25 protein-coding genes are annotated in these 23,896 nt (G+C 61.0%); 16 read left to right on the top strand and 9 right to left on the bottom strand.

Annotation, left to right across the window (positions count from 1 at the left end):
• Nucleotides 1-5: 5 nt before the first annotated feature.
• Together ACA071_RS12390 and ACA071_RS12385 are read left to right on the top strand one after the other, a co-directional pair.
• Complete coding sequence (locus tag ACA071_RS12390) at nt 6-671, top strand: CoA transferase subunit B (protein WP_497644607.1); 666 nt, start codon at nt 6-8, stop codon at nt 669-671.
• A gap of 11 nt (nt 672-682) precedes the next feature.
• Nucleotides 683-1,861 carry an acetyl-CoA C-acetyltransferase gene (locus ACA071_RS12385; RefSeq protein ID WP_497644606.1) on the top strand — a complete coding sequence of 393 codons (1,179 nt, stop codon included), beginning with the start codon at nt 683-685 and terminating at the stop codon, nt 1,859-1,861.
• Between the two features lie 303 nt (nt 1,862-2,164).
• Here the strand turns inward: ACA071_RS12385 and ACA071_RS12380 are convergent, their stop codons facing one another.
• Nucleotides 2,165-2,767 (bottom strand): NADPH-dependent F420 reductase, encoded by a 603-nt coding sequence (locus ACA071_RS12380; protein WP_497644605.1) that lies wholly within the window; start codon nt 2,765-2,767, stop codon nt 2,165-2,167.
• A gap of 114 nt (nt 2,768-2,881) precedes the next feature.
• Here ACA071_RS12380 and ACA071_RS12375 point away from each other — a divergent pair, with 114 nt between their 5' ends.
• Entirely contained in the window at nt 2,882-3,775 is an 894-nt protein-coding gene (locus tag ACA071_RS12375) for a LysR family transcriptional regulator (protein WP_497644604.1), read from the top strand.
• 37 nt (nt 3,776-3,812) lie between these two features.
• Here ACA071_RS12375 and ACA071_RS12370 read toward each other — a convergent pair whose 3' ends face one another.
• Nucleotides 3,813-5,135, bottom strand: a complete 1,323-nt coding sequence (locus ACA071_RS12370; RefSeq protein WP_497644603.1) for an Nramp family divalent metal transporter — start codon at nt 5,133-5,135, stop codon at nt 3,813-3,815.
• A gap of 200 nt (nt 5,136-5,335) precedes the next feature.
• Here ACA071_RS12370 and ACA071_RS12365 point away from each other — a divergent pair, with 200 nt between their 5' ends.
• The 3 genes from ACA071_RS12365 to ACA071_RS12355 all read left to right on the top strand — a co-directional run bounded on the left by ACA071_RS12365 (nt 5,336) and on the right by ACA071_RS12355 (nt 7,669).
• Nucleotides 5,336-6,121 carry a hypothetical protein gene (locus ACA071_RS12365; RefSeq protein WP_497644602.1) on the top strand — a complete coding sequence of 262 codons (786 nt, stop codon included), beginning with the start codon at nt 5,336-5,338 and terminating at the stop codon, nt 6,119-6,121.
• Nucleotides 6,122-6,201: 80 nt separating this feature from the next.
• Nucleotides 6,202-6,876, top strand: a complete 675-nt coding sequence (locus ACA071_RS12360; RefSeq protein ID WP_497644601.1) for a glutathione S-transferase family protein — start codon at nt 6,202-6,204, stop codon at nt 6,874-6,876.
• Between the two features lie 226 nt (nt 6,877-7,102).
• Nucleotides 7,103-7,669, top strand: coding sequence for a DcrB/PsbP domain-containing protein (locus ACA071_RS12355; protein ID WP_497644600.1), 567 nt, complete (start codon nt 7,103-7,105; stop codon nt 7,667-7,669).
• 4 nt (nt 7,670-7,673) lie between these two features.
• Here ACA071_RS12355 and ACA071_RS12350 read toward each other — a convergent pair whose 3' ends face one another.
• The 3 genes from ACA071_RS12350 to ACA071_RS12340 form a co-directional block, all read right to left on the bottom strand.
• Nucleotides 7,674-8,390: an alpha/beta hydrolase gene (locus ACA071_RS12350; RefSeq protein WP_497644599.1), complete on the bottom strand. Its 717-nt coding sequence runs from the start codon at nt 8,388-8,390 to the stop codon at nt 7,674-7,676.
• 167 nt (nt 8,391-8,557) lie between these two features.
• Complete coding sequence (locus ACA071_RS12345) at nt 8,558-9,670, bottom strand: M14 family metallopeptidase (RefSeq protein ID WP_497644598.1); 1,113 nt, start codon at nt 9,668-9,670, stop codon at nt 8,558-8,560.
• Nucleotides 9,671-9,862: 192 nt separating this feature from the next.
• Complete coding sequence (locus tag ACA071_RS12340; RefSeq protein ID WP_497644597.1) at nt 9,863-10,645, bottom strand: ABC transporter substrate-binding protein; 783 nt, start codon at nt 10,643-10,645, stop codon at nt 9,863-9,865.
• Nucleotides 10,646-10,988: 343 nt separating this feature from the next.
• Between ACA071_RS12340 and ACA071_RS12335 the strand changes: the two genes are divergently transcribed.
• Entirely contained in the window at nt 10,989-11,621 is a 633-nt protein-coding gene (locus ACA071_RS12335; protein ID WP_497644596.1) for a type 1 glutamine amidotransferase, read from the top strand.
• Nucleotides 11,622-11,751: 130 nt separating this feature from the next.
• Here ACA071_RS12335 and ACA071_RS12330 read toward each other — a convergent pair whose 3' ends face one another.
• Nucleotides 11,752-12,186: a rhodanese-like domain-containing protein gene (locus tag ACA071_RS12330; protein WP_497644595.1), complete on the bottom strand. Its 435-nt coding sequence runs from the start codon at nt 12,184-12,186 to the stop codon at nt 11,752-11,754.
• A gap of 101 nt (nt 12,187-12,287) precedes the next feature.
• Here ACA071_RS12330 and ftrA point away from each other — a divergent pair, with 101 nt between their 5' ends.
• Nucleotides 12,288-13,256 carry a transcriptional regulator FtrA gene (gene ftrA / locus ACA071_RS12325; RefSeq protein WP_497644594.1) on the top strand — a complete coding sequence of 323 codons (969 nt, stop codon included), beginning with the start codon at nt 12,288-12,290 and terminating at the stop codon, nt 13,254-13,256.
• A gap of 40 nt (nt 13,257-13,296) precedes the next feature.
• Here the strand turns inward: ftrA and cobF are convergent, their stop codons facing one another.
• Nucleotides 13,297-14,064 (bottom strand): precorrin-6A synthase (deacetylating), encoded by a 768-nt coding sequence (gene cobF / locus ACA071_RS12320; RefSeq protein ID WP_497644593.1) that lies wholly within the window; start codon nt 14,062-14,064, stop codon nt 13,297-13,299.
• Nucleotides 14,064-14,636 carry a histidine phosphatase family protein gene (locus ACA071_RS12315; RefSeq protein ID WP_497645295.1) on the bottom strand — a complete coding sequence of 191 codons (573 nt, stop codon included), beginning with the start codon at nt 14,634-14,636 and terminating at the stop codon, nt 14,064-14,066. Before ACA071_RS12315 ends, cobF begins: the two co-directional genes overlap by 1 nt.
• Nucleotides 14,637-15,001: 365 nt before the next feature.
• Between ACA071_RS12315 and ACA071_RS12310 the strand changes: the two genes are divergently transcribed.
• The 8 genes from ACA071_RS12310 to ACA071_RS12275 all read left to right on the top strand — a co-directional run bounded on the left by ACA071_RS12310 (nt 15,002) and on the right by ACA071_RS12275 (nt 23,431).
• A complete protein-coding gene (locus ACA071_RS12310; protein WP_497644592.1) occupies nt 15,002-15,856 on the top strand; it encodes a MurR/RpiR family transcriptional regulator in 855 nt (284 codons plus the stop codon).
• A 2-nt stretch (nt 15,857-15,858) separates the two neighbouring features.
• Nucleotides 15,859-16,503, top strand: coding sequence for a cysteine hydrolase family protein (locus ACA071_RS12305; RefSeq protein WP_497644591.1), 645 nt, complete (start codon nt 15,859-15,861; stop codon nt 16,501-16,503).
• Nucleotides 16,500-17,831, top strand: a complete 1,332-nt coding sequence (locus ACA071_RS12300) for a type I glutamate--ammonia ligase (RefSeq protein WP_497644590.1) — start codon at nt 16,500-16,502, stop codon at nt 17,829-17,831. The genes ACA071_RS12305 and ACA071_RS12300 overlap by 4 nt, the downstream gene beginning before the upstream one ends.
• Nucleotides 17,815-18,567, top strand: coding sequence for an N-formylglutamate amidohydrolase (locus ACA071_RS12295; protein WP_497644589.1), 753 nt, complete (start codon nt 17,815-17,817; stop codon nt 18,565-18,567). The genes ACA071_RS12300 and ACA071_RS12295 overlap by 17 nt, the downstream gene beginning before the upstream one ends.
• Before the next feature lie 70 nt (nt 18,568-18,637).
• A complete protein-coding gene (locus ACA071_RS12290) occupies nt 18,638-19,987 on the top strand; it encodes an APC family permease (protein WP_497644588.1) in 1,350 nt (449 codons plus the stop codon).
• 120 nt (nt 19,988-20,107) lie between these two features.
• Nucleotides 20,108-21,124 carry an arginine N-succinyltransferase gene (locus ACA071_RS12285; protein ID WP_497644587.1) on the top strand — a complete coding sequence of 339 codons (1,017 nt, stop codon included), beginning with the start codon at nt 20,108-20,110 and terminating at the stop codon, nt 21,122-21,124.
• Nucleotides 21,125-21,185: 61 nt separating this feature from the next.
• Nucleotides 21,186-22,220 carry an arginine N-succinyltransferase gene (gene astA, locus ACA071_RS12280; protein ID WP_497644586.1) on the top strand — a complete coding sequence of 345 codons (1,035 nt, stop codon included), beginning with the start codon at nt 21,186-21,188 and terminating at the stop codon, nt 22,218-22,220.
• A gap of 341 nt (nt 22,221-22,561) precedes the next feature.
• On the top strand, nt 22,562-23,431 hold the full coding sequence (locus ACA071_RS12275; RefSeq protein ID WP_123513478.1) for an isocitrate lyase/PEP mutase family protein: 870 nt from the start codon (nt 22,562-22,564) through the stop codon (nt 23,429-23,431).
• A 134-nt stretch (nt 23,432-23,565) separates the two neighbouring features.
• Here the strand turns inward: ACA071_RS12275 and ACA071_RS12270 are convergent, their stop codons facing one another.
• The gene (locus ACA071_RS12270; protein ID WP_497644585.1) at nt 23,566-23,856 is read right to left on the bottom strand and encodes a hypothetical protein; all 291 of its coding nucleotides are present in this window, start codon (nt 23,854-23,856) and stop codon (nt 23,566-23,568) included.
• Nucleotides 23,857-23,896: the final 40 nt, after the last annotated feature.

Genomic DNA, 23,896 nt, shown 5'->3' with positions numbered 1-23,896 from the left:
CAACAATGGCACTTTCCCGCGAACAAATGGCTCAACGCGTCGCCCGCGAAATGCAGGACGGCTTCTACGTGAACCTGGGCATCGGCATTCCGACCCTGGTCGCCAACTACATCCCTGAAGGCATGGAAGTCATGCTGCAGTCGGAAAACGGCCTGCTCGGCATGGGTCCTTTTCCTACTGAAGAAACCATCGATGCCGACATGATCAACGCCGGCAAACAAACCGTGACCGCACGGATCGGCGCTTCGATTTTCTCCTCGGCCGAATCCTTCGCGATGATCCGCGGTGGCCATGTCGACCTGACCGTGCTCGGTGCCTTTGAAGTCGACGTCGAAGGCAACATCGCCTCGTGGATGATCCCCGGCAAACTGGTCAAGGGCATGGGCGGCGCCATGGACCTGGTGGCCGGCGCAGACAACATCATCGTCATCATGACCCACGCGTCCAAGGACGGTGAGTCCAAGCTGTTGGCCAAATGCAGCCTGCCGCTGACCGGCGCCGGATGCATCAAACGCGTGCTGACCGACCTCGCCTACCTCGAAATCAAGGACGGCGCGTTCATTCTCAAAGAACGTGCGCCAGGCGTGAGCGTCGAAGAGATTGTCGCCAAGACCGCCGGTAAACTGATCGTGCCGGATCACGTACCGGAAATGCAGTTCGCTGCCCAGTGAGGAATCATTCCATGCAAGACGTCGTTATTGTTGCCGCCACCCGTACCGCCATCGGCAGTTTCCAGGGTGCGTTGGCCGGTGTGTCCGCCGTTGATCTGGGCGCTGCGGTGATCCGTCAGTTGCTGGCGCAAACTGGTCTGGACCCGGCTCTGGTCGATGAAGTGATCATGGGCCAGGTACTCACCGCCGGTGCCGGGCAGAACCCTGCGCGCCAGTCGGCAATCAAGGCTGGCCTGCCGTTTACCGTGCCGGCCATGACCCTGAACAAGGTCTGCGGTTCGGGTCTGAAAGCCCTGCACCTGGCGACCCAGGCGATTCGCTGCGGCGATGCCGAGGTGATCATTGCTGGCGGCCAGGAAAACATGAGCCTGTCCAACTACGTGATGCCCGGCGCGCGCACCGGTCTGCGCATGGGTCACGCACAAATCGTCGACACCATGATCAGCGACGGCCTGTGGGATGCGTTCAACGATTACCACATGGGCATCACCGCCGAGAATCTGGCTGACAAGTACAGCCTGACTCGCGAGCAACAGGACGCCTTCGCCGCGGCCTCCCAGCAAAAAGCCACGGCAGCCATCGAAGCCGGGCGTTTTGTCGATGAGATCACGCCGATCCTGATCCCGCAGCGCAAGGGCGATCCGCTGTCCTTCGCCACCGACGAACAGCCACGGGCCGGCACCACCGCCGAAGCCCTGGGCAAACTGAAACCGGCCTTCAAGAAGGATGGTTCGGTGACCGCCGGTAACGCCTCGTCCCTGAACGACGGTGCCGCCGCTGTAATCCTGATGAGCGCCGAAAAAGCCAAGGCCCTGGGCCTGCCGGTACTGGCGAAAATCGCCGCTTACGCCAACGCGGGCGTCGACCCGGCAATCATGGGCATCGGCCCGGTATCGGCCACTCGCCGTTGCCTGACCAAGGCTGGCTGGTCCATCGACCAACTGGACCTGATCGAAGCCAACGAAGCCTTCGCCGCGCAATCCCTGGCGGTGGCCAAGGACCTGGAATGGGACTTGGACAAAGTCAACGTCAACGGCGGCGCCATTGCGCTGGGCCATCCGATAGGTGCCTCGGGTTGCCGGGTGCTGGTGACCTTGCTGCATGAAATGATCAAGCGCGACGCCAAGAAAGGCCTCGCCACCCTGTGCATCGGTGGTGGTCAGGGCGTGGCACTGGCAATCGAACGCTAGTCCTCACTCTGATCGTTCTAGCGTTCAACAGACAGCGCGGGGACCCACGAATATCCGTTCGCTGTCTGGCAAAACACCCGGTGCGACTCACGTCGCACCGGGTTATCAAATTAGAGTTTCTGCCACAACGCCCTATTCGTAGCAGCTGTCGAGCCCCAGCGAGGCTGCGTTCGGCGGCGAAGCCGTCGCAAACCCGACATACGCGGTTATCCTGAAACACCGCACTGCCTGATTTTACGACGGCTTCGCCGCCGAACGCAGCCTCGCCGGGGCTCGGCAGCTGCTACACCGATCGCATAACACTCAGCCAAACTTCACCAGGTTCAGCGTTGGCAATGGCCCACCCGGGAACTGTGCCAGCCGCGCGCCGACACTCAGTTCCCCAAGATCAATCCCGCAAAACCCCAGGCGCTCGATCAAGTCCGCTACGTGCCCTTTCGCCTCGGCATCATCCCCTGATAAAAACAACACGCGCTTGCCCCCCTCCGCCGCCGGATCACTCTCCAGCAACCGCGCCGCCAGGTGATTGAACGCCTTCACCACCCGCGCTCCGGGCACCCATTCGGTGAATACTTCGCTGGATGTACGGCCCTGCAAATCCACCGCCTTGAACGCTGGCGCCTCAATCGAGTTGTTGGCATCAAGGACAATTCGCCCGCCGAAATCCGGCAGCCCCCCCAACGCCGTCGGTAATTTCGACCAGTTGACCGCCACCAGCACAATGTCTTGTGCGGCCGCTTCTTCACGGGTACCCGCACGGGCGGTCGGCCCGAGTTCTTCCGCCAGCGCCGCCAGGGTTTGCGGGCCACGGCTATTGGCGATGACCAATTCAATCCCTTGACGGGACAAGGCCCGGGCGAAGGCTGAGCCGATGGCGCCCGCGCCGATGATTCCGATAGTGCTCATGGTTGTTCACTCCGATCAGGTTGTCGTTGGAGTGAATACTGCGCTTGCCATTAGGTCTTGATTAGCTGGTAATGCCTTGAATTATCTTCAAGCATTAGTATCAGGTGCCGTTCCATGGAAACCCTCGCCAACCTCGAATCCTTTGTGCGCAGTGCCGAAACCGGCAGCTTTTCCGCCGCCGCGCGATTGCTGGCGCTGACAACCGCCGCCGTCAGCCGCAACGTGGCGATGCTGGAGCGCAACATTGGTGTGCGGCTGTTCCAGCGCTCGACGCGCAAGCTTTCCCTGACCGAGGCCGGGGAAAGTTTTCTGGCGAGTATCAGCGGCAATTTGCAGGGGTTGCAGGCGGCGATCAGTGCGCTAAGCAGTGATCGTGGCGAGCCGGCCGGTGTGCTCAAGGTCAGCCTGGCGCCGACCTTTGGCATCGGCCATGTGTTGCCGCTGCTACCGGCGTTCCTGGCGCGCTATCCGTTGATTCGGCCGGAGTGGCACTTCGAAAATCGCCAGGTGGATTTGATTGCCGAAGGCTATGACGCGGCCATCGGTGGTGGTTTCGAATTGACGCCGGGGGTCATCTCGCGGACGTTGGCGGCGGCGGATGTGGTTGCCGTCGCGTCACCGGCTTATCTGGCTGGACGCACCCTGCCCACCAGCCCGGCGGACTTGCTTGGGCACACCGGCATCGTGATGCGCGGCATTCGTACCGGGCGGATTCGTCAGTGGATGATGCGCGATGGTGCGGGCCATGAAGCCAGCGCCAGCCTGAATGAAAACATCGTGCTCAATGACCCGGCAGCCATGCGCGAAGCGGCCCTGCTCGGCCTCGGGGTGACGCTGCTGGTGCTGCCCGATGTGGTCACGCAGATCCAGCGTGGTGAACTGGTGCGCCTGCTGCCGGACTGGCATGCGGATGCGGGACCGATCTCGCTGTACTACCCGAGCCGCACCTTGATGCCGGCCAAGACCCGGGTGTTTATTGATTTTGTGATGGACGCGTTCGGCGGCTGACCGTTCGTTCCCACGCTCCGCGTGGGAACGATCGGCGTCAAACCACCAACTGCAAAATCAACCACGCATTCGCCGCACTGATTACCCCAAACAACCCCCACGCCAGCACCCGCGTCGGCAGTCGATTCACAAACGGCCCCATCAGCTTGTGGTCATTGGTCATGCTGATCAACGGGTACAACGCAAACGGCAGTTGCAGGCTCAACACGACCTGACTCAACACCAACAACTTGCCAATCGCATTGTCGCCCATCAGCCACACGCCGATGAACGCCGGGATCAGCGCCAGCCCGCGGGTGATCAAACGCCGTTGATAGCAGGGAATCCGCAGGTTCAGGTAACCCTCCATGATCACCTGGCCGGCGATGGTGCCGGTAAAGGTCGAGCTCTGCCCCGAGGCCAGCAGCGCGACACCAAACAGCACGCTGGCCAAGGCCCCGCCCACCAGCGGATCGAGCAGGTGATAGGCATCCTGGATGTCCACCACGTCGCTGTGCCCGGTGCCGTGGAACGCGGCCGCCGCCAGAATCAGGATCGCCGCGTTGACCAGCAACGCCAGGGCCAGGGAGCCGATGGTGTCGATGCGTGCCAGTTTGACCGCGTCCTGCTTGCTGGCCAGGTCCTTGCCGATCATTCGGGTTTGCACGATCGAGGTGTGCAGGTACAAGTTATGCGGCATCACCGTGGCCCCGAGAATGCCGATGGCGATGTACAGCGGCGCGGCATCGCCGATGGCCGACAGTGACGGGGTAAAACCGCGGGCAACGTCCGGCCAGTAGGGTTTGATCAGCAGCAGTTCGACGAAGAAACACGCGCCGATGGTGCCGACCAGCACCAGCATGATCGCTTCCAGCCGGCGAAAGCCACGATTCTGCAAGGCCAGCACCAGCAGTGTGTCGAATGCGGTCAGGGCAATGCCGAAGGTCAGCGAGCAGCCCAGCAGCAGATGGAATGCCAACGCGCAGCCGAGCACTTCGGCCAGGTCCGTGGCGATGATCGAGATTTCCGCCAGCACCCATTGGGTGCGCGCGGTGCGGGTGCTGTAGCGTTCGCGGGACAGTTGCGCCAGGTCCCGCCCGGTGGCGATGCCCAGCCGCGAACACAAACACTGCACCACCATCCCCGCCAGGCTCGCCAAGAGCACCACGAACAACAAACTGTAGCCAAACCGCGAACCGGCCTCGATGGCCGTGGCCCAGTTGCCGGGGTCCATGTAACCGATCGACACCAGCAAACCGGGGCCGGCAAAACGCAGCAGGCGCTTGAAGAATGAAGCGCTCGGATCAACCGCAACACTGCCAGCCACTTCCGGCGGGCAAAACGGCGCCGTGGCGAGTTTGGGCAAAAAACTGAAGTTCACTCAAACATCCAGAAACAATTGGAAAGGCGCAGCTTAGACGTTTCGACCCTCTACAGGCTATACACGCAACCTGCGTAGGAGCTGCCGAAGGCTGCGCCAACGAGGGAACCGCGTTTTGTATACAACATTCGGCTATTCCTAGAGCAATCCGCCATCTGCAATGCTAACGTTGCCGCCTCACACAGGTCGGAGGTGCGTGCGTGCTGCTGCTCAAGTTGCTGGTGATTCCCGGGTTTCTGCTGCTGATTTCCCTGGCGGGCAAACGCTGGGGACCGAGCGTGGCCGGTTGGCTGTCGGGGTTGCCGGTGGTGGTCGGGCCGATTCTGTTTTTCCTCGCCATCGAGCAAGGCCAGATATTCGCCGCCCAAGCCGCGACCGCTGCCTTGTCCGCGATGTTCGCCATGATTGCTTTCTGCGTGACTTACGCTCAGGTCGCGCAACGGGCCGGTTGGCCTTGGGCGCTGACGATTTCCATGGTGGTGTGGGCCACGGTGGCCGTTGTGCTCTCACTGATCCCGCCGTCCCTGACGCTTTCGGTGATCGCCGCCGCCATCGCCCTATTGGCCGCACCTTACCTGTTCCCGTCCGTACAGCCGATTGTTTCAGGCCCCAGACCCAAGTCCGACAAACTGCTGCTGCGCATGGTGGCCGGCGCGCTATTGACCTTGGCCGTCACGCTGCTGGCCAGTACCGTGGGCGAACGCTGGAGCGGCTTGCTGGCGGTGTTCCCGGTATTGGGCAGCGTGATGGCGGTGTTCTCCCAGCAAACCCGCGGCCCGGCGTTCACCGCCGCATTGTTGCGCGCCACCGCCACCGGTATGTACTCGTTCGCGGCGTTCTGCCTGGTGCTGGCGCTGACCTTACCGAGCCTTGGCCTGGCAGCGTTTGCCCTTGGCGTGGCGGTGTCCGTGGGCATGCTCGGGGTGACCCGACGCTTGTTGGCAAAACCGGCAATGACCACTCGTTCGAGCATCTCGAACGAGTAGACCAAGAACCTCGTACGTCAATCGAACAGGTTCCGCCCACCATCAGCCTCAGTTCAAACCCACTGACTGAGGCCTATCCGATGAAATTCTTTTTCCACCCTTCGCCCAACCCGATGAAAGTTGCCCTGTTGCTTGAAGAGCTGCAAACGCCCTACGAGCTGATCGGCGTCGACACCTTCAAAGGCGAGCAGCACTTACCGGCGTTCCTGGCGATCAACCCGAACGCCAAGGTCCCGGCCCTGGTGGACGGCGACGCTACGGTATTCGATTCCCAGGCGATTCTGCTGCACCTGGCGCAAAAACATCAGCGCTTCCTACCGACCAGCGTGACCGGTCAGGCCGAGTTGCTGTCCTGGTTGATGTTCATCGCCACCGGCCTGTCGCCGTTTTCCGGGCAAGCGGTGCACTTCCTGCATCACGCGCCGGAAGACCTGGCCTACGCAAAAAACCGTTATTTGAAAGAAGTCGAACGCCACTACCACGTGCTCGACCAGCGCCTGGCCGATCATCAGTACCTGGCTGGCGACACCTACAGCATCGCCGACATGGCGCTCTGGGGCTGGGCCAACTACGCGCCGTACATCCTCGGCGAGAGCGGGCTGGCGGCGTACCCGAACGTCAAGCGCCTGTTCGACGAAATCAGCGCTCGCCCGGCGGCCCTGCGTGCCCATGGCCTGAAGGAGAAACTGGTGCTCAAGGCTGAATTCGACGAAGAAACCCGGCGTAATCTGTTTCCGCAGAATCAGGTGTCTTAACTCTCACCCTTCAGGTCCCCGTAGCAGCTGTCGAGCCCCAGCGAGGCTGCGTTCGGCGGCGAAGCCGTCGTAAACCCGGCATGCAATGTCATCCTGAAACACCGCGGTGGCTGATTTCACGACGGCTTCGCCGCCGAACGCAGCCTCGCTGGGGCTCGACAGCTGCTACGGGGGGGCATTCCATGGGATGATCGCCCTCTAGCGCGACCATCCCTGGAGAGTTTCTATGTCATTGTTCCGTAAAAAAGCCGTTGTCCTGTTGTTGACGGTGGCTGCCAGCCTGGGGGCCATGAATGTGTATGCCGCCAAGGCCACCACCAGCGACGCCGCGCCCATCAAAGTCTCGATGCTCGGCGGCAAGTTCAAATTCACCCTGCCCAAGGGCTTCGCCGCCAACCCGCTGCCGCCGGGCGCGACCGGTGCGACCGGCACCATGTACGCCAACGAGACCACCAAGACTGTAGTGATCGCGGCTGAAAACAACCTGGCACCTGGCGTCACCGTCAAAGACAACGACGGCGAATTCCTCGACAGCACAGCCGCCGACTTCGACGCCGCAGAACACAAGGCCCTGCCGGACTTCACCAAGCTCAGCGAAAAAAGCCTGACGATGAAAGGCACCGGGCTGGGCCTGCGGCAGGTCGACAGCACCGCCACCCAGGGCGGCGGCAAAACCCTCAACACCACGCTGATGGCCGGTTCCGGCAACCGCATGGCGGTGATTCAGATCATCTCTCGCCCGGCCGACAAGGCTGGCCACGACACCTTGGTCAAGCAGATCACAGGCAAGTAAAAGCTCAGGGATTGAGACGCTGCAACCAGGCGTTCAAATCCTGGATCTCGGCGGCGCTGATGCTGTGGCCCAGGCCTTCGTAGGCATGAAACTCAGGCTTGAGTGACAGGCGCTGCAACAGGCTGTCGGCCTCGGTGCCGTCGACAAAGGGCAAGCGCTTATCCACGGTGCCGTGACCGATGAAAATCGCCAGCTTCTGGCGTTTTTCATCCGGTTTTAGCTCGGATTTGAGCACCGGCAGAATCCGCCCGCTCAACGCAGCAATCCCACCCACCGCTTCGGGATGACGCAACGCCACCTCGTAGGACATGATCGCGCCCTGGCTGAAACCCACCAGGAACACTTTGTTGGCGTCGGTGTGATATTTCTTCGCCGCTTGGGCGATGAAGTCCAGCAATACCTTGCCACTGGTCTTCAGATCATCCGTCTCACCGTTATAAGCACCGTCGCCTTTCTTGCGAAACCACTGGTAACTGTCCGCCTCCAACGCCACCGGCGCCTGCACCGACAGGTAGTTGTAGTGCGTCGGCAATTCATCCTTGATCCCGAACAGATCCCGCTCGTTACTGCCGTAGCCGTGGAGAAAAATCACCAGCGGCTGATCGTGGGAATCAGGGTTGGCCTGCTCCAGGTACTTGAGCGGCAGATCGGTGTGCAGCGGGGTTTGAGCGTGGGCCGTGGCGGAGGCCAGGAGCATGAACAGAGCGAGAAACTTCAGCATAAACCTTCCTTACAGGGGCGCAGGATTCGACTGACACCCTAACACCTCTTCCAGCTGATACATCACCCTGTAGGAACTGCCGAAGGCTGCGATCTTTTGATCTTGCTTTTATAAATCAAAGTCAAAAGATCGCAGCCTTCGGCAGCTCCTACAGTGAGAAATGGTCATCAATCGTTGGTCAACTTCCCAACCCGAAACGGCTCGCGCCCCGCGACTTTCGCCTGCCATGTCCCCGGCTGGGTATAGCGCCCACGGTCAATCGCAAACAACACGCCACTGGTCCCTGCCTTCACGGTCGTGACCCGGTCGTTCAACGGATCGACCACTTCAAACAGCGCATCCCCCTGCTCTACCCACTCGCCCGCCTCGCGCAGGAAGCTGACAACGCCGTGGTGCGGGGCGAACAGGTATTCGGTGCCGGCAAACGGCATGCCTTCGCAGCATTCGCTCGGCGCCGCCGGCCAGGTGCCTTTGATGAACCCCTGTTCGGCGAGAAAGCCCAGAATCGCCTCGCAATTTGCCTGGGCCTGATCGACCCGGGTGTCGCCCATGCTGCCCAGTTCCACGGTCGTTGCCAGATTCGCCAGTGGAATCACCGCCTCAGGGAAGGCCCGCGCCAGGCGCAACCACGGCGTCGAACAGGATTCGTCGAACGAACTGCCCCCGGAGTCTTCGCACAATAACCCCACGCCCGCCTTCAAGCGCGCCGCCAGGGATTGCCACTGCGGCCACTGTTGCGGCAAGGCGTAAATGTGAATCGCCGCGTCGAAGTCGCAATGCAAATCCAGGGTGATGTCAGCATCGCAGGCATGGCGCAACAGCAAGCGGTGCATGGCTTCCAGTTGCGAAGCCGCTGCTGGCAGACCGTCCAGCACCTGGCCCATGGTCTGGCGGATCAGCGCGATGTTGGCCTCGGCATCGTCGCCCAACTGAGCACCGATCAATGCGGCCACCGGCGCACTCAATTCGACGAACGAGCGGTTGAAGTTCTTGCCGCTGCCAAGTTCGAAACGGCCCATGTGCGCGCCTTGCAAGTGCTGGTCGAGGCCGATCGGGTTGGCCACCGGCACTAACTCGATAACACCCTGCAACTGGCCTTGGGTTTCGAGTTCGGCCAGGCGCTGTTTCAGCTCCCAGGCGGTGCGCATGCCCGGCAGTTCATCGGCGTGCAGGCTGGCCTGGATGTACACCTTGCGAGTGCCCGCGCCATAACGAAACACACTGAGGCTGCGTTCGGTGCCCAAATGGCTCCACGGCAGTGGATGGTCGATGCGTTGCATAGCGAAAGGTCCTGTAGACCGTAGGAGCTGCCGAAGGCTGCGATCTTTTGATTTTGATCTTAAAAACAAGATCAAAAGATCGCAGCCTTCGCCAGCGCCTACATGTGATGTTTTGTGTTCGCAGGATAGATCATGAGGCCATAAAAAAAGTGGCCACCGCGTTAACGGTGGCCACTTTTTTAAACGGCCGAATTACTCGCCGCCGTACACATCAAAGTTGAAGTACTTGTCCTGCACTTGCTTGTACTTGCCGTTGGCGCGGATGTCGGTGATGGCGGTGCTGAATTTGTCCGCCAGCTCTTTGTCACCTTTGCGCACGGCGATACCGGCGCCGCCGCCGAAGTACTTGGCGTCTTCGTAGGTCGGGCCAACAAACGCGAAACCTTTACCGGCGTCGGTTTTCAGGAAACCGTCGTCCAGGTTGACCGAGTCGGCCAGCATCGCATCGAGGCGGCCGGAAACCATGTCCAGGTTGGCTTCCTGCTGGGAGCCGTAGCGCACCAGGATAATCCCGGCCGGTTGCAGCACTTCAGTGGCGAAGCGGTCGTGAGTACTGGCGCGCAGCACACCGACTTTCTTGCCCTTGAGTTCGGTCAGCGGGTCCTTCACGTCGGTGCCTGCCTTCATCACGAAGCGCGCCGGGGTGTGGTAGTACTTGATGGTGAAATCAACGTTTTTCTTGCGGTCGTCAGTGATGGTCATGGACGACAGGATCGCGTCGATTTTCTTCACTTTCAGGGCCGGGATCAGGCCGTCGAACTCTTGCTCGACCCACACGCACTTCACTTTCATCTGCTCGCACAGCGCGTCGCCGATGTCCACGTCGAAACCGGTGAGTTTGCCGTCAGGGGTTTTCATCGAGAATGGCGGGTAACCGGCTTCGATACCGATGCGGATCGGCTTGGCGTCTTCGGCCACAGCGGTCAGGGACAACATCGACAGTGCCAGGGCACCGAGCATCACTAGCTTCTTCATTTATAACTCCATGTGTGCGGAGGCTTTTATTGGCAGCTTTCGATTGGCAGTTTCGGCGAATGAAAGCCGAAGTGGCCCGCAGTCTAGAGTGGCTTTCGGCCAGCAAATTATGTTTATGCGACAAATACTTATAGAAAAGTGGCCGACCTATTGGACTGTTTAAATCTGTGCGCCAAGGCAGTGCAAAGACTGTAGGACAAGACTCGGTTTCAGATAAAACCTACGGAGTTCGGGTGCTGATCCGACTGAATAGTCGCAATGGAAACAGGCGCGGAACCTCACTGGCGATGAAGGCTGTTTTGCGGCACATTGAGCGCCACCAGCCCCCGACAAGAGAAACCTGATGCCCGAGTTGAACCTGATCCAGCACCACCCCGCCGAAGGCCCCGGTGCCATTGCCGAATGGGCCAGGTTGCGCGGGATCACGCTGAACGTCTTTCGCGCCGATCTCGGGCAGTTACCGCCGGTGGGTGCGGGGCCGGTGATTGTGTTGGGCGGGCCCTACGAATCCAACGCCGGACCTGCGTGGCTGGAAACAGAGCGTCAGTGGCTGGTGGCCAGCCTGGAGCAAGGCGCGGCGGTGTTCGCCATTTGCCTGGGGGCGCAGTTGTTGGCGTTGAGTCTGGGCGGGAAGGTACGGCGCATGGCCCGTCCTGAAACCGGCTGGACGGGCGTGCGCTTCGCTGATGGCCAGACGCTGAAGGTGCTGGAATGGCATGAAGACGCGATCGATTTACCGCCAGCCGCACAGTTGCTGGCCAGCAGTGAGGCATGTGAGCAGCAGATGTATCGGGTTGGGCCGACGCGGGTGGGGTTGCAGTTTCATCCGGAGTGGAATGCCGAGTCGGTGATTCTGCTGAACGAGCATTTTGGCGATGATTCGCCGTTGCCACGGGACCAGGACGACAGCGCTGCGCATGCAGCGGTGTTTGAGTGGTTGCGGGGGGCGCTGGATCAGTGGTGGGCTGAGGGTTGAAGAGGCAGGATCAAAAGATCGCAGCCTGCGGCAGCTCCTGCGGGTTCGGCGTTCGTCGCAACGAGGCGGGTGAACACGCCCCCCTGTAGGAGCTGTCGAGTGAAACGAGGCTGCGATCTTTTCAGCTACCTCAACATTCGCAACTGACCACCGCACTGGCCGGCCGAGCCACCTCAACACTCAACTCAAACCCCTCATCCAGCCACCCCGTCACCCCGCCAATCATCTCCTTGACCGGGTAACCCAGCGCCGCCAGTTTCACCGCGGCCTTGTTGGCGCCGTTGCAGTGAGGGCCGGCGCAATAAACCACGAACACACTGGATGTCGGATAAGCCGCCAACGTGTCGGCGGTCATCAGCCGCCCCGGAATATTGATAGCCCCGGGCACATGGCCACGCTCGAAGGCCAGCGGGCCACGTGTGTCCACCAGAACGAAATCCACTTCGCCGGCCTGTTGGCTGCCATAAACGTCGGAACAATCGGTTTCAAACGTCAGGCGATTGCTGAAATGCATCAGGGCAATGGCGGACGGGGCAGCAGGAATTTGGCGAACCAGGCTGGTCATGGGGTGTAGTCCTACGTCTGGGTGGGTGTAGGCAGACTTTATCTGCCCGGCGCTTGCCGCTACAGTGGCGCACAAGACACCCACCGGGAACTTTCCGCCAAATGCAGCCCAACCCTGGATTAGTCGCGATTCTGGCCTACGACGGCCTCTGCACCTTTGAGTTCGGCATCGCCGTGGAGATCTTCGGCCTGGCCCGGCCGGAGTTCGATTTCCCGTGGTACGAACATCAGATCGTCGCCGTGGATGAAGGCCCGATGCGCGCCATGGGCGGCATTCAGGTGCTGGCGGACGGCGGCATGGAACTGCTGGAGCAGGCCCGGACCATCCTCATCCCCGGTTGGCGCGACCGCCAGGCGCCGGTGCCTGAAGTCTTGCTCTGCGCCCTGCGACAGGCCCATGCCCGAGGCGCGCGATTGCTGTCAATCTGCTCCGGGGTGTTTGTGCTGGCGGCCACCGGTTTGCTCGACGGTCATCGCGCCACCACCCATTGGCGCTACACCACGGAGCTGGCCGAGCGTTTCCCGAATATTCAAGTCGACCCGGACGTGCTCTACGTCGATTCGGGTCAGTTGATCACCTCAGCCGGCAGCGCGGCCGGTATCGACGCCTGTCTGCATCTGGTGGCGCGGGACTTTGGCACGCAGGTGGCCAACTCGGTGGCGCGGCGGCTGGTGATGTCGCCGCAACGTACCGGTGGTCAGGCGCAGTTTATTCCTACACCGGTCAGTCCAACGCCTCGCAGCGATTTGTCACGGGTCATGCAATGGGCGCGGGAGCGCTTGCACGAACCGCTGGAAGTTCGCGACATGGCCAGTGAAGCGGCGATGAGTGAACGGACCTTCCTGCGTCGCTTCACCGAGGCCAGTGGTCAATCGCCCAAGACCTGGCTGCAGCATCAACGCCTGGCTCGGGCTCGGGAGTTGCTGGAAAGCACGGGCGGCAACACCGAGCAGATTGCCGAACGTTGTGGTTATCGTTCGGTGGAAAGTTTCCGGGTGGCGTTTCGCAGCGTGGTCGGGGTGCCGCCGTCGGTGTATCGGGAACGGTTCGGGCGGGAGGTCCACCGCTAACCCGTAGGAGCGAGGCTCGCCCGCGAATAGGCCAGCCCAGTCACTCTTTATCTGAAGGCTTACGCAACAAATAGGTATCCATAATCCACCCATTCGCCAGCCGCGCCGCCTTGCGCACCCGCTCAATCTCATCCGCCACATCCTTGAGCTTGCCGCTGATGAGGATTTCATCCGGCGTGCCCAGGTAGGCGCCCCAGTAAATCTCTGTCTCCTGATCGGCCACCTGATGGTAGGAATCTTCGGCGTCGAGCATCACCACCAGACTGTCGGCATCACTCACCTGCCCCGCTGCCAACCGCCGGCCCGTGGTGATTTCAATCGAGCGTCCGATGCGGTTCAACGGCACCTTGTGTTGCGCCGCCAACGCCTGAACGCTGGTGATACCGGGGATCACCTCGAACTCGAACTCGCAACGACCGGACGCCAGAATCGCCTGCAAGATGCGCACGGTGCTGTCGTACAACGCCGGGTCGCCCCACACCAGAAAACCGCCGCACTGGCCGTCAGTCATTTCCTCGTTAATCAGGCGTTCGAAGGTGTACTGCTTGGCCAGGTTCAGATCATCGACACTGGTCTTGTAGTCCACATCACCACGTTCCCGCTCAGGGCTGTGGGCTTCGACGAAACGGTAATCGTGATCGGTGATGTAGCGCTCGCAGATGTCGCGCCGCAGGTCGATCAGCTTGTCTTTGCTTTGGCCCTTGTCCATGAGGAAAAACATGTCGGCCCGATTCAGCGCCTTAACCGCCTGCATCGTGATGTAGTCCGGGTTGCCGGCACCGATGCCGATGACTAACAACGTTTTCATCAAAAGCCTCCGTCAGCATCAGTGCTCATCAAGCGTAGCCGCCAGCGACCAGTGAACCTCAGTTCGATGGCCGATAACGGTTCGACGTCGATCAGGTTGAACGCCGTGCTTTGCAGTACATGGCTCAGTACGGCGCGAACAATATAGGGATGGGTAATGGCGATGATGTCGCCCGGCGTCATCTCCAATGTCGCCAGCCAGGCTGCCGCGCGCTCACCGAGTTGCACCACCGACTCGCCGCCGTGGGGCGCGGATTGCGGGTCTTCGAGCCAGGCCTTGAGCGCCTCGGGCTCGGTTTTTTGCAGTTCACTGATTCGCTGACCTTGCCAGCGACCGAAATCGCAATCACGCAAGGCGTCGACGATTTGCGCATCACTGCCGAACAGTTCGGCGGTCTGGCGGGTCCGGGCTTCGGGACCACACAACAGGCGCGGCGCGACCTTGGAGGATCCACGGCGGGAACACTTCGCCGATTGCCAGACCATTTCCACGGATTCATCTGTAGGAAAACGCGCCAATTTTTGTGCGATGGTTCGGGCGTGGCAGATCAGGGTCAAACGGGTCGCCTGCACGGGCATTACTCTTTCATTGGGAACGCAAACGGCAACACGCCGCAAACAATTGGCTGATTGTGCCGCAAGATGTGGCATTGGGGTAATGCGATCGGTTAAGCCTGGCACCTCGCCACAGGCTATTCATCCTTCACCTATTTCGAACATATTCATCAATGGAAAACGGCGATCTCCGACATGGCTATGGGCGATGTCCTACACCCTCAGTCGACATCCACGTAGCCCCCATGACACGGGCGTTTCGCCCCATTTTAGGGGTTGGCACTCCCGTTCAAAAATTCACTAGACATGTAGCGTGCGTTACATAAATACTGTTTTAGCGAAATGTGAAGCAAAACCGACACACCCATCCAGCAGGAGCCCGGATGCCCCCCCTCAGAGAACTGATCACCGATCCCGGCCTGGACCTCACGCCGTCGGAACGTAAAGTCATCCGCGCCTTGCTGGACCAGTACCCGCGTAACGGACTGGGCCCGATGTCGCGTTTGGCCGAACATGCCGGTGTCAGCGACCCGACCATTGTGCGGCTGGTGAAAAAGCTCGGGTTTAGCGGTTATGCCGACTTCCAGGACGCCCTGCTCAGCGACATGGACCACCGCCTGCGCTCTCCCAGCACGCTGCTGCAACCCCGCGCCCACCTGCAAAAAGACGATCCGTGGAGCCATTATCTGGCCGAAACCCATCGTTCCCTGGTGGAAACCCAGGCCCTGACCCAACCCGAAGATGTACGGATCCTGGTGGAATGGCTGCTCGACATCCGCCATCAGGTGCATTGCTTCGGCGGGCGCTTCAGCAGTTTCCTCGCCAACTATTTGCTCAACCATTTGCGCCTGCTGCGTCCCGGCTGTTTGGCCCTGGAAGACAACGCCCAGTTGCCGGACCGCTTGTTCGATGTGCAGCGCCAGGACGTGGTGCTGGTGTTCGATTATCGCCGTTACCAGTCCCAGGCCCTGCGCGTGGCCAGCGCCGCCAAAAACCGCCATGCGCGGGTGGTGCTGTTCACCGACATCTACACCTCACCGTTGCGGGAAATGGCTGACCTGATCATCAGTGCGCCAGTGGAATCGGTCTCGGCGTTCGACAGCCTGGTGCCAGCCCTGGCGCAGATTGAAGCGCTGATCGCTTGCCTGACCCTGCGCAGCCCCGATCTGGCCGATCGCCTGGAAGGCATCGATACCCTGCGCGCGGAATTCGACACCCACCTGCTGGAGGAAAAATAAGGATGTTTACGCTCCCCCACCGCTCGCCCCGCGACCTGCCGTTTGTCACCGACCACACCGCGTTGTTGCTGGTCGACATGCAACGGGCCTGGCTCGAACCGCAGTTCGACCCGCACCTCAACGGGCCGGACGCCGAGTATTTCCTGACCCGCACCCACATGCAGGTGGTGCCCAATCAACGACGGTTGCTCAGCGCCTTTCGCAGCGCCGGGCAGAACGTGCTGCACACCTTGATCGAAAGCCTCACCGCCGATGGCCGCGACCGCTCCCTGGACCATAAACTCTCGGACATGCACCTGCCCAAGGGCAGCCCGCAAGCGCGAATCATCGACGACCTGACGCCGACGGAAAACGAAGTGGTGCTGCCCAAGACCTCCTCCGGGGTCTTCAACTCCACCAACATCGACTACGTGCTGCGCAACCTGGGGACGCGGCATCTGATCATCGCCGGCATCGTCACCGACCAATGCGTGGACATGGCCGTGCGCGACGCCGCCGACCGTGGTTATCTGGTAACGCTGGTGGAAGACGCCTGCGCCACCTACACCCCGGAACGGCATCAGGCCTGCCTCAACGCGATCAAAGGTTATTGCTGGATCACCGACACCCAAACCGTGCTCGCACGGTTGCAGGAGATGCGGTCATGAGCACACGCCTGTTGCCGGTGCCGATGACCACGATCGTTACCACCGACCTGATCGGCGTAACTCGCGGCCGTTCCTTTCCCACTGACGAGCTGGAGCATTATCAAGCCGCCGGTTGCGGCTGGGTGCCAGCCAACAGCGCGCTGACCCCGCAAGACGTCATCGCCTCGACCAATCCGTGGGGCGCTTACGGTGACTTGCGGCTGATTCCGGAGTTGAGCAGCCGGGTGACGGTCAACAACGGCCCGGATGCCAACGCCCCGGCCCTCGACTTCATTCACGGTGACATCTGCGAAACCGATGGCCGTCCCTGGAGCGCTTGCCCGCGCACGCTGCTGCGCAACGAAGTGGAACGCTATCGGGCCGAGCTGGGCCTACAGGTCAACGCGGCGTTCGAGCATGAATTCAATCTGGATTGCGGGGCTGCCAAACACTTGGCATTCACCCTCGAAGCCCAGCGCCAGGGTGCCGAGTTTGGCGGCTGGCTGCTCAGCGCCTTGCGCGCCGGTGGCGTCGAACCGGAAATGTTTCTGCCGGAATACGGCAAGCACCAATACGAAATCACTTGCCGTCCGGCACTGGGTGTCGCGGCGGCTGATCGCGCAGTCAACGTGCGCGAGATCACTCGGGAAATCGCCCGGCAAATGGGCCTTGGCTTGAGTTTCGCACCGAAGACCGCCGAGCACGCGGTGTGCAATGGCGTGCATTTGCACGTCAGCTTGCAAGACCTCGCCGGGCAACCGCTGCTGTACGACGCCGGCACCACCAACGGCCTGTCGACCCTCGGCCAGCACTGGGCCGCCGGTGTCCTGCATTATTTGCCGGCCCTTTGCGCCTTTACCGCGCCGACGCCAGTGTCCTACGAGCGTTTGCAACCTCACCACTGGAGCGCCTCCTACGCCTGCCTCGGCCAGCGCAACCGCGAAGCGGCGCTGCGGATCTGCCCGACAGTAAGCCTGGGCGGCAAATCCGTGGCGACGCAGTACAACCTCGAATTTCGCGCGATGGACGCCACCGCGTCGCCGCACCTGGCCATGGCCGCACTGCTGATCGCCGGGCGGCTGGGCATCGAGCAACGCCTGGCGCTGAACGCCATCACCGATGAAATCCCCGACGCACTGAACGAAGAACAACGCCAGGCCCGAGGCATCGTCGCCCTGCCCGCCTCGCTGGCCCAGGCCCTGGACTGCCTGCGCAACAGTGAGGCGCTGATCGAAGCTTTGCCCCAGGCCTTGCTCGACACCTATTTCGCCCTGAAAACCGAGGAACTGACGCTGACGGAACAGCTCTCGCCCGCCGACCTTTGTGAGCACTATGCGCGCCTGTACTGAATCCGTTGAACTTGGGCTCTACACCGAGCCCCCGTACACCCTGAGCCGGGAAGCCTCCGAGCACCCGTTGATTCTGGTGTGCGAACACGCCAGCCGTTTTATCCCGCCGGCATTGCACGACCTGGGCTTGAGCCATGAGGCCGCCCGTGAACACATCGCCTGGGACATTGGCGCCCTGGCCCTGGCCGAGCGCTTGTCGGAAACCCTCGGGGTGACGCTGCTGGCGGCCAATTATTCGCGGCTGTTGATCGACCTCAACCGCCCGCGCCATGCCCCGGACAGCATTCGCGGCCAGAGCGAGATCTATCAGGTGCCGGGCAACCAGCAACTGGATGAAGCCACTCGGGAATACCGCCGGCAGACCCTGTTCAAGCCATTTCACACCCGGTTGCAAACCCTGATCGATGAACGCGTGGCGCAAGGACGCCCCGTGCGTGTGGTCGGGATTCACAGTTTCACCCCGATTTATTACGGTCAGCCCCGGACGCTGGAGGCCGGTGTACTGTTCGGCGAAGCCTGGCAATACGCCCAACGGGTCATTGACGGATTGAGCCAGCATCCGCTTAAAGTGGCCGGCAATCAGCCATACAAGATCGACCCGTTGGGGGACATGACCGTGCCAGTGCACGGCGATGCCCGCGGGTTGGAATCGGTGTTGATCGAGGTGCGCAACGACTTGCTGCGTACCCCCGAGGGGATTGATCGTTGGGCCGGTTACCTCGCCCCGCTGCTGTAGGAAAAAGCAGAACGCTAACGCTATAAAAACTAAAAAAATTGCCCGAATGACTGACAAGGAGAAACGCTTCATGGAAATAGAAGAATTCGGCTACAAGCAGGAGTTGAAACGCAGCCTGACGCTGACGGATCTGGTGGTGTACGGGATGATTTTCATGATCCCCATCGCCCCGTTCGGCGTTTATGGTTACGTCAACGCCGAAGCGCCGGGCATGGTCCCCCTGGCCTATATCATCGGCATGGTGGCGATGCTGTTCACCGCCCTCAGTTACGGCAGCATGGCCCGGGCTTTTCCAATTGCCGGTTCGGTATATTCCTATGCCCAGCGGGGCCTGAATCAACACGTGGGGTTTATCGCCGGTTGGTTGATGCTGCTCGATTACCTGCTGATTCCACCGCTGCTGTACGTCTACGCGGCGATGGCACTGAATCACCTGTACCCGGACATCCCGAAAGTCGGTTTCATTCTGGCCTTCCTGGTCAGCGCGACCTTTGTGAACCTGCGCGGCATTACCTTCACCGCGCGGATGAACATCGTCTTTTTATTGGCGCAACTTGTGGTGCTGGGGATCTTCCTGTTCTACGCCTGGAATGCCCTGCACAACGGCGGCGGCCACGGTGAACTGACCCTGGCGCCGTTGTACAACCCGGAAACGTTCAACTTCGCCCTGCTGATGCAAGCGGTGTCGATTGCGGTGTTGTCGTTCCTGGGGTTCGACGCGATTTCCACCCTCGCCGAAGAGATCAAGGGCGACCCCGGCCGCAGCGTCGGCAAGGCTGCGCTGATTACTCTGGTGGTGATGGGCGTGATCTTCGTCGTGCAAACCTGGATTGCCACCGACCTGGCGGCCGGCATGGGCTTCAAGTCCGCCGACACCGCGTTTTATGAAATTGCTGAAATCGCCGCTGGCAGCTGGCTGGCAACGCTCACCGGCTTGGCCACGGCGTTGGCCTGGGGCGTGGCGGTGGCGATCACCTCGCAAGCCGCGGTGTCGCGACTGCTGTTCGGCATGGCGCGGGACGGCAAACTGCCGAAAGTGCTGGCCAAGGTCCATCCAAAACACAACACGCCTTACATCAGTATTTATCTGGTGGCGGTGCTGTCGCTGGTGATCTGCTATCTGTTTATCAACTCGGTGGACATCCTCACCTCCCTGGTGAACTTCGGTGCCTTGAGCGGTTTCATGTTGCTGCACCTGACCGTGATCAATTACTACTGGCGCCGGCAGAAATCCGGCCAAGTGATCCGTCACCTGCTGTGCCCGGTGATCGGCTTCATCATCGTCGCGGCCATCATGTACAACATGGGCGTCGATGCACAGAAACTCGGGCTGATCTGGATTGCCCTGGGTCTGGTCTATCTGTTCTTTCTAAACAAGCTGGGCGCCAGCACGACGCTGCCCGACCCGAGCAACGTCTGACAAGAAAAAGGGCGGCGTCTGACAACAGATCAGGCGACCGCCGCTTTCACGCGTGGAAACCGACAGTGATAGTCAGGTTCGACGGCAAACCGCCGAACCCTTTGATACAGGAGTACATCCATGCTGGTCTTACGCCCAGTCGAGTTAGCCGACCTGCCCCAGTTGCAACAACTGGCCCGTGACAGCCTGGTGGGCGTCACGTCCCTGCCGGACGACAGCGAGCGCCTGCGCGAGAAGATTCTCGATTCCTGCGCCTCGTTCGACAAAATCGTTGAGGGCAATGGCCCGGAGAACTATTTTTTCGTCCTCGAAGACCTGGCCACTCAGCGTCTGACGGGCTGCTCGGAAATCCTCGCCACCGCCGGTTTCAGCGAGCCGTTCTACAGCCTGCGCAACCGCCACTTCACCAGCGTTTCCCGGGAGCTGAACATCGAGCACGGCGTGCCCGCGTTGTCGTTATGTCACGACCTTAGCGGCCACACCTTGCTGCGCGGTTTTCACATCGATGCCAACCTGGTGCGCACGCCGTTTTCCGAACTGCTGTCACGGGCGCGGCTGTTGTTTATCGCCGCTCATGCGGCGCGTTTCTCTGACGCGGTGATCACCGAAATCGTCGGCTACAGCGATGAGCAAGGCCAGTCGCCGTTCTGGGATGCCCTGGGCAAACACTTTTTCAATTTGCCTTACGTCGAGGCCGAAAGGCTCTGCGGTCTGGAGAGCCGGACCTTTCTCGCCGAACTGATGCCGCAATACCCGATCTACGTGCCGATGCTGCCCGAGGCTGCACAGGATTGTATCGGCCGCATCCACCCCGACGGCCAGGAAGCGTTCGACATCCTGGAACGCGAAGGCTTCGAAACCAACAGCTACATCGACCTGTTCGACGGTGGCCCGACACTGTACGCACGCACCGCCAACATTCGCTCCATTGCCCGCAGCGACACCGGCACTGCGCAGCCCGTCGAGCCCCTTGATGCTCGTGGCTGTTATCTGGTGAGCAACGATTCGCTCAAGGACTACCGCGCCATCGTTGCCGAACTGGCTTACAACGCCGGACAACCAGTGGGCCTGAGCGCCGAGATGTGCGCTGCCCTGAACGTGACCGACGGCAGCCCGATCCGGCTGATCGCCTTGTGAGCATCATCCGGCCCCGTGCCCAACGACAGCGCCCGAGCACGCGCGCAATAGGAGCTGCATCATGATTGTCCGTCCGGTTCAAGTCACCGACCTGCCCGCCCTGCTGGCGCTGGTGCAACAGGCCGGCCCCGGGTTTACCACCCTGCCCGCCAACGAGGAACGCCTGGGCCACCGTGTGCGCTGGGCGCAACGGACCTTTGCCGAACAGGTCGAGCGCGCCGATGCCGATTACCTGTTCGTGCTCGAAGACGACGATCAGCGCGTGGTCGGGGTCAGCGCCCTGACCGGTGCCGTCGGCATGCGCGAGCCCTGGTACAACTACCGGGTCGGGTTGACCGTCAGTTCATCACCCGACCTGGGCATTCAGCGGCAGATCCCGACCTTGTTCCTGAACAACGAAATGACCGGCCAATCGGAACTCTGCTCGCTGTTCCTGTGCCCCGATCAACGCCAGGGCAACAACGGTCGGTTGCTGTCTCTGGGGCGGCTGCTGTTCGTCGCCGAGTTCCAACAGTTGTTCGGCGACAAACTGATTGCCGAACTGCGCGGCACGGCCGACGAACAAGGCCGCTCCCCCTTTTGGGACAGCCTCGGCCGGCACTTTTTCAAGATGGATTTCAGCCACGCCGATCACTTGTCAGGGTTGGGCAACAAATCGTTCATCGCCGAACTGATGCCGCGTCAGCCGCTGTACACCTGCCTGCTCACCGAGCAGGCCCAGGCCGTGATCGGCAAGGTGCACCCCAACACCGAACCGGCCATGAAGATCCTCAATGCCGAGGGTTTTGCCCACAAGGACTACATCGACATCTTCGACGGCGGGCCGGTGATCGAAGCCCAGGTCGCGAAAATCCGTACCGTTCGCGACAGCCAGCCACTGGTGCTGGGCATCGGCAGCCCGGACGAACAGGCCCCGGTGTGGCTGATCCACAACCGACGCATGGAAAACTGCCGCATCACCACCGCCAAGGCGCGGCTGGTGGGCAACAGCCTGATTGTCGACCGCCTCACCGCCAAACGCCTGCAACTGCAACCGGGGAACTCGGTGCGGGCGGTGCTGTTGCTGGATCAGGCGCAGCAGGCGGTGGCGGCTTGAGGGCTGAAACCGACCTCCCCTGTAGCAGCTGGCGAAGCCTGCGTTCGGCTGCGAAGCAGCCGCCAAAACCGACACTCAAGATTTCAAGTCAGCCCTGCACCGCGTTGTTCGCGGTCAATGGTGCATACCGGATTGCGAGCGCTACGCACTCGAACGCAGCCTTCGGCAGCTGCTACAAGGTGAACGGCATCCAAATGCCGAAGGCTGCAATATTCTGACTCTGCTTCCTTCACCGACAAATTCGTCATCATCCTTACCCCGCCCGCGTGATAGCCTTTTGTTCCTTCGGCGTTGACACTTTTGCTCAAGCCCTTCCATTCCAATGCAGTGGTGGAACTTATATGTCCAGGCTTTCCCATCAAGATTTGCGCCGTAATTTTCGCCAATTGCTGGCTTCCGACACGTGCTATCACACCGCTTCCGTGTTCGACCCAATGTCGGCACGCATCGCCGCTGACCTGGGCTTTGAAGTCGGGATTCTCGGTGGTTCGGTCGCCTCGTTGCAGGTATTGGGCGCCCCCGATTTCGCCTTGATCACCCTCAGCGAATTCGCCGAGCAGGCCACCCGCATCGGCCGTGTGGCCCAACTGCCGGTGATCGCCGACGCCGACCACGGCTACGGCAACGCGCTGAACGTGATGCGCACCATCGTTGAGCTGGAACGCGCCGGCATCGCTGCGCTAACCATCGAAGACACCCTGCTGCCGGCCCAATTCGGCCGCAAGTCCACCGATTTGATCGGGGTCGCCGAAGGCGTCGGCAAGATTCGCGCGGCACTGGAAGCCCGGGTCGACAAGGAAATGGCCATCATCGCCCGCACCAACGCGGGAATTCTGCCGATCCAGGAAATCATCAGCCGCACCCAGCAATACCAAAACGCCGGGGCCGACGGGATTTGTATGGTCGGCGTGCAGGACTTCGACCAACTGGAAAAAATCGCCGAACACCTGAGCGTGCCGCTGATGCTGGTCACCTACGGCAACCCGGCCCTGCGCGACGACAAACGCCTGGCGGAACTGGGTGTGCGGGTGACCATCGACGGCCACGGCGCGTACTTTGCGGCGATCAAGGCAACGTACGACAGCCTGCGTGAACAGCGGCAGATCTTTACCCAGGCCTCGGATTTGAGTGCTACCGAACTGACGCACACCTATACGCAGCCTGAGGATTACATCCGTTGGGCGGAAGAGTTTATGCGCGTCAAGGAATGACCATGTGAGCCGGCCGGACGCCATCGCGAGCAAGCTCGCTCCCACATTGGGTCAATGTTGATCACAAAACATTTGTTCAACCGAGATCCCCTGTGGGAGCGAGCTTGCTCGCGAAAGCGTCAGCCACCACACCGCTAAACCGTGGCCTTATACCCCTCCTCCCGCTGCACCGCCCGCTTCTGAATCACATTCAGCACAGCGCAGCCTTCACGCGTCAGCAAATGCACCGCCCGGGTAATGCGGGCCAGATCGCAATCGGAAGTGTCCTTGAGGTTGAGGCTGGACAACGTGTCCATCAGGTCGCGAACCACGGTGAAACGGTGCATGGCGCAGGCGGCCATGTCGCTGAGTTCTTTTTGGGTATTGATGAAGAGCACCGGGTCGTAGGTGTCGATGGGGAGGTAACGGGGCATTACTTCGAACATGGGTAAAACTCCAAAATAGAGCTTCCTCTCCTCCGCGGCC

Source organism: Pseudomonas sp. LBUM1646 (assembly GCF_059716165.1).
Note: the sequence above shows the minus strand (reverse complement) of the source record. Positions and strands in the feature narration are given on the sequence as shown.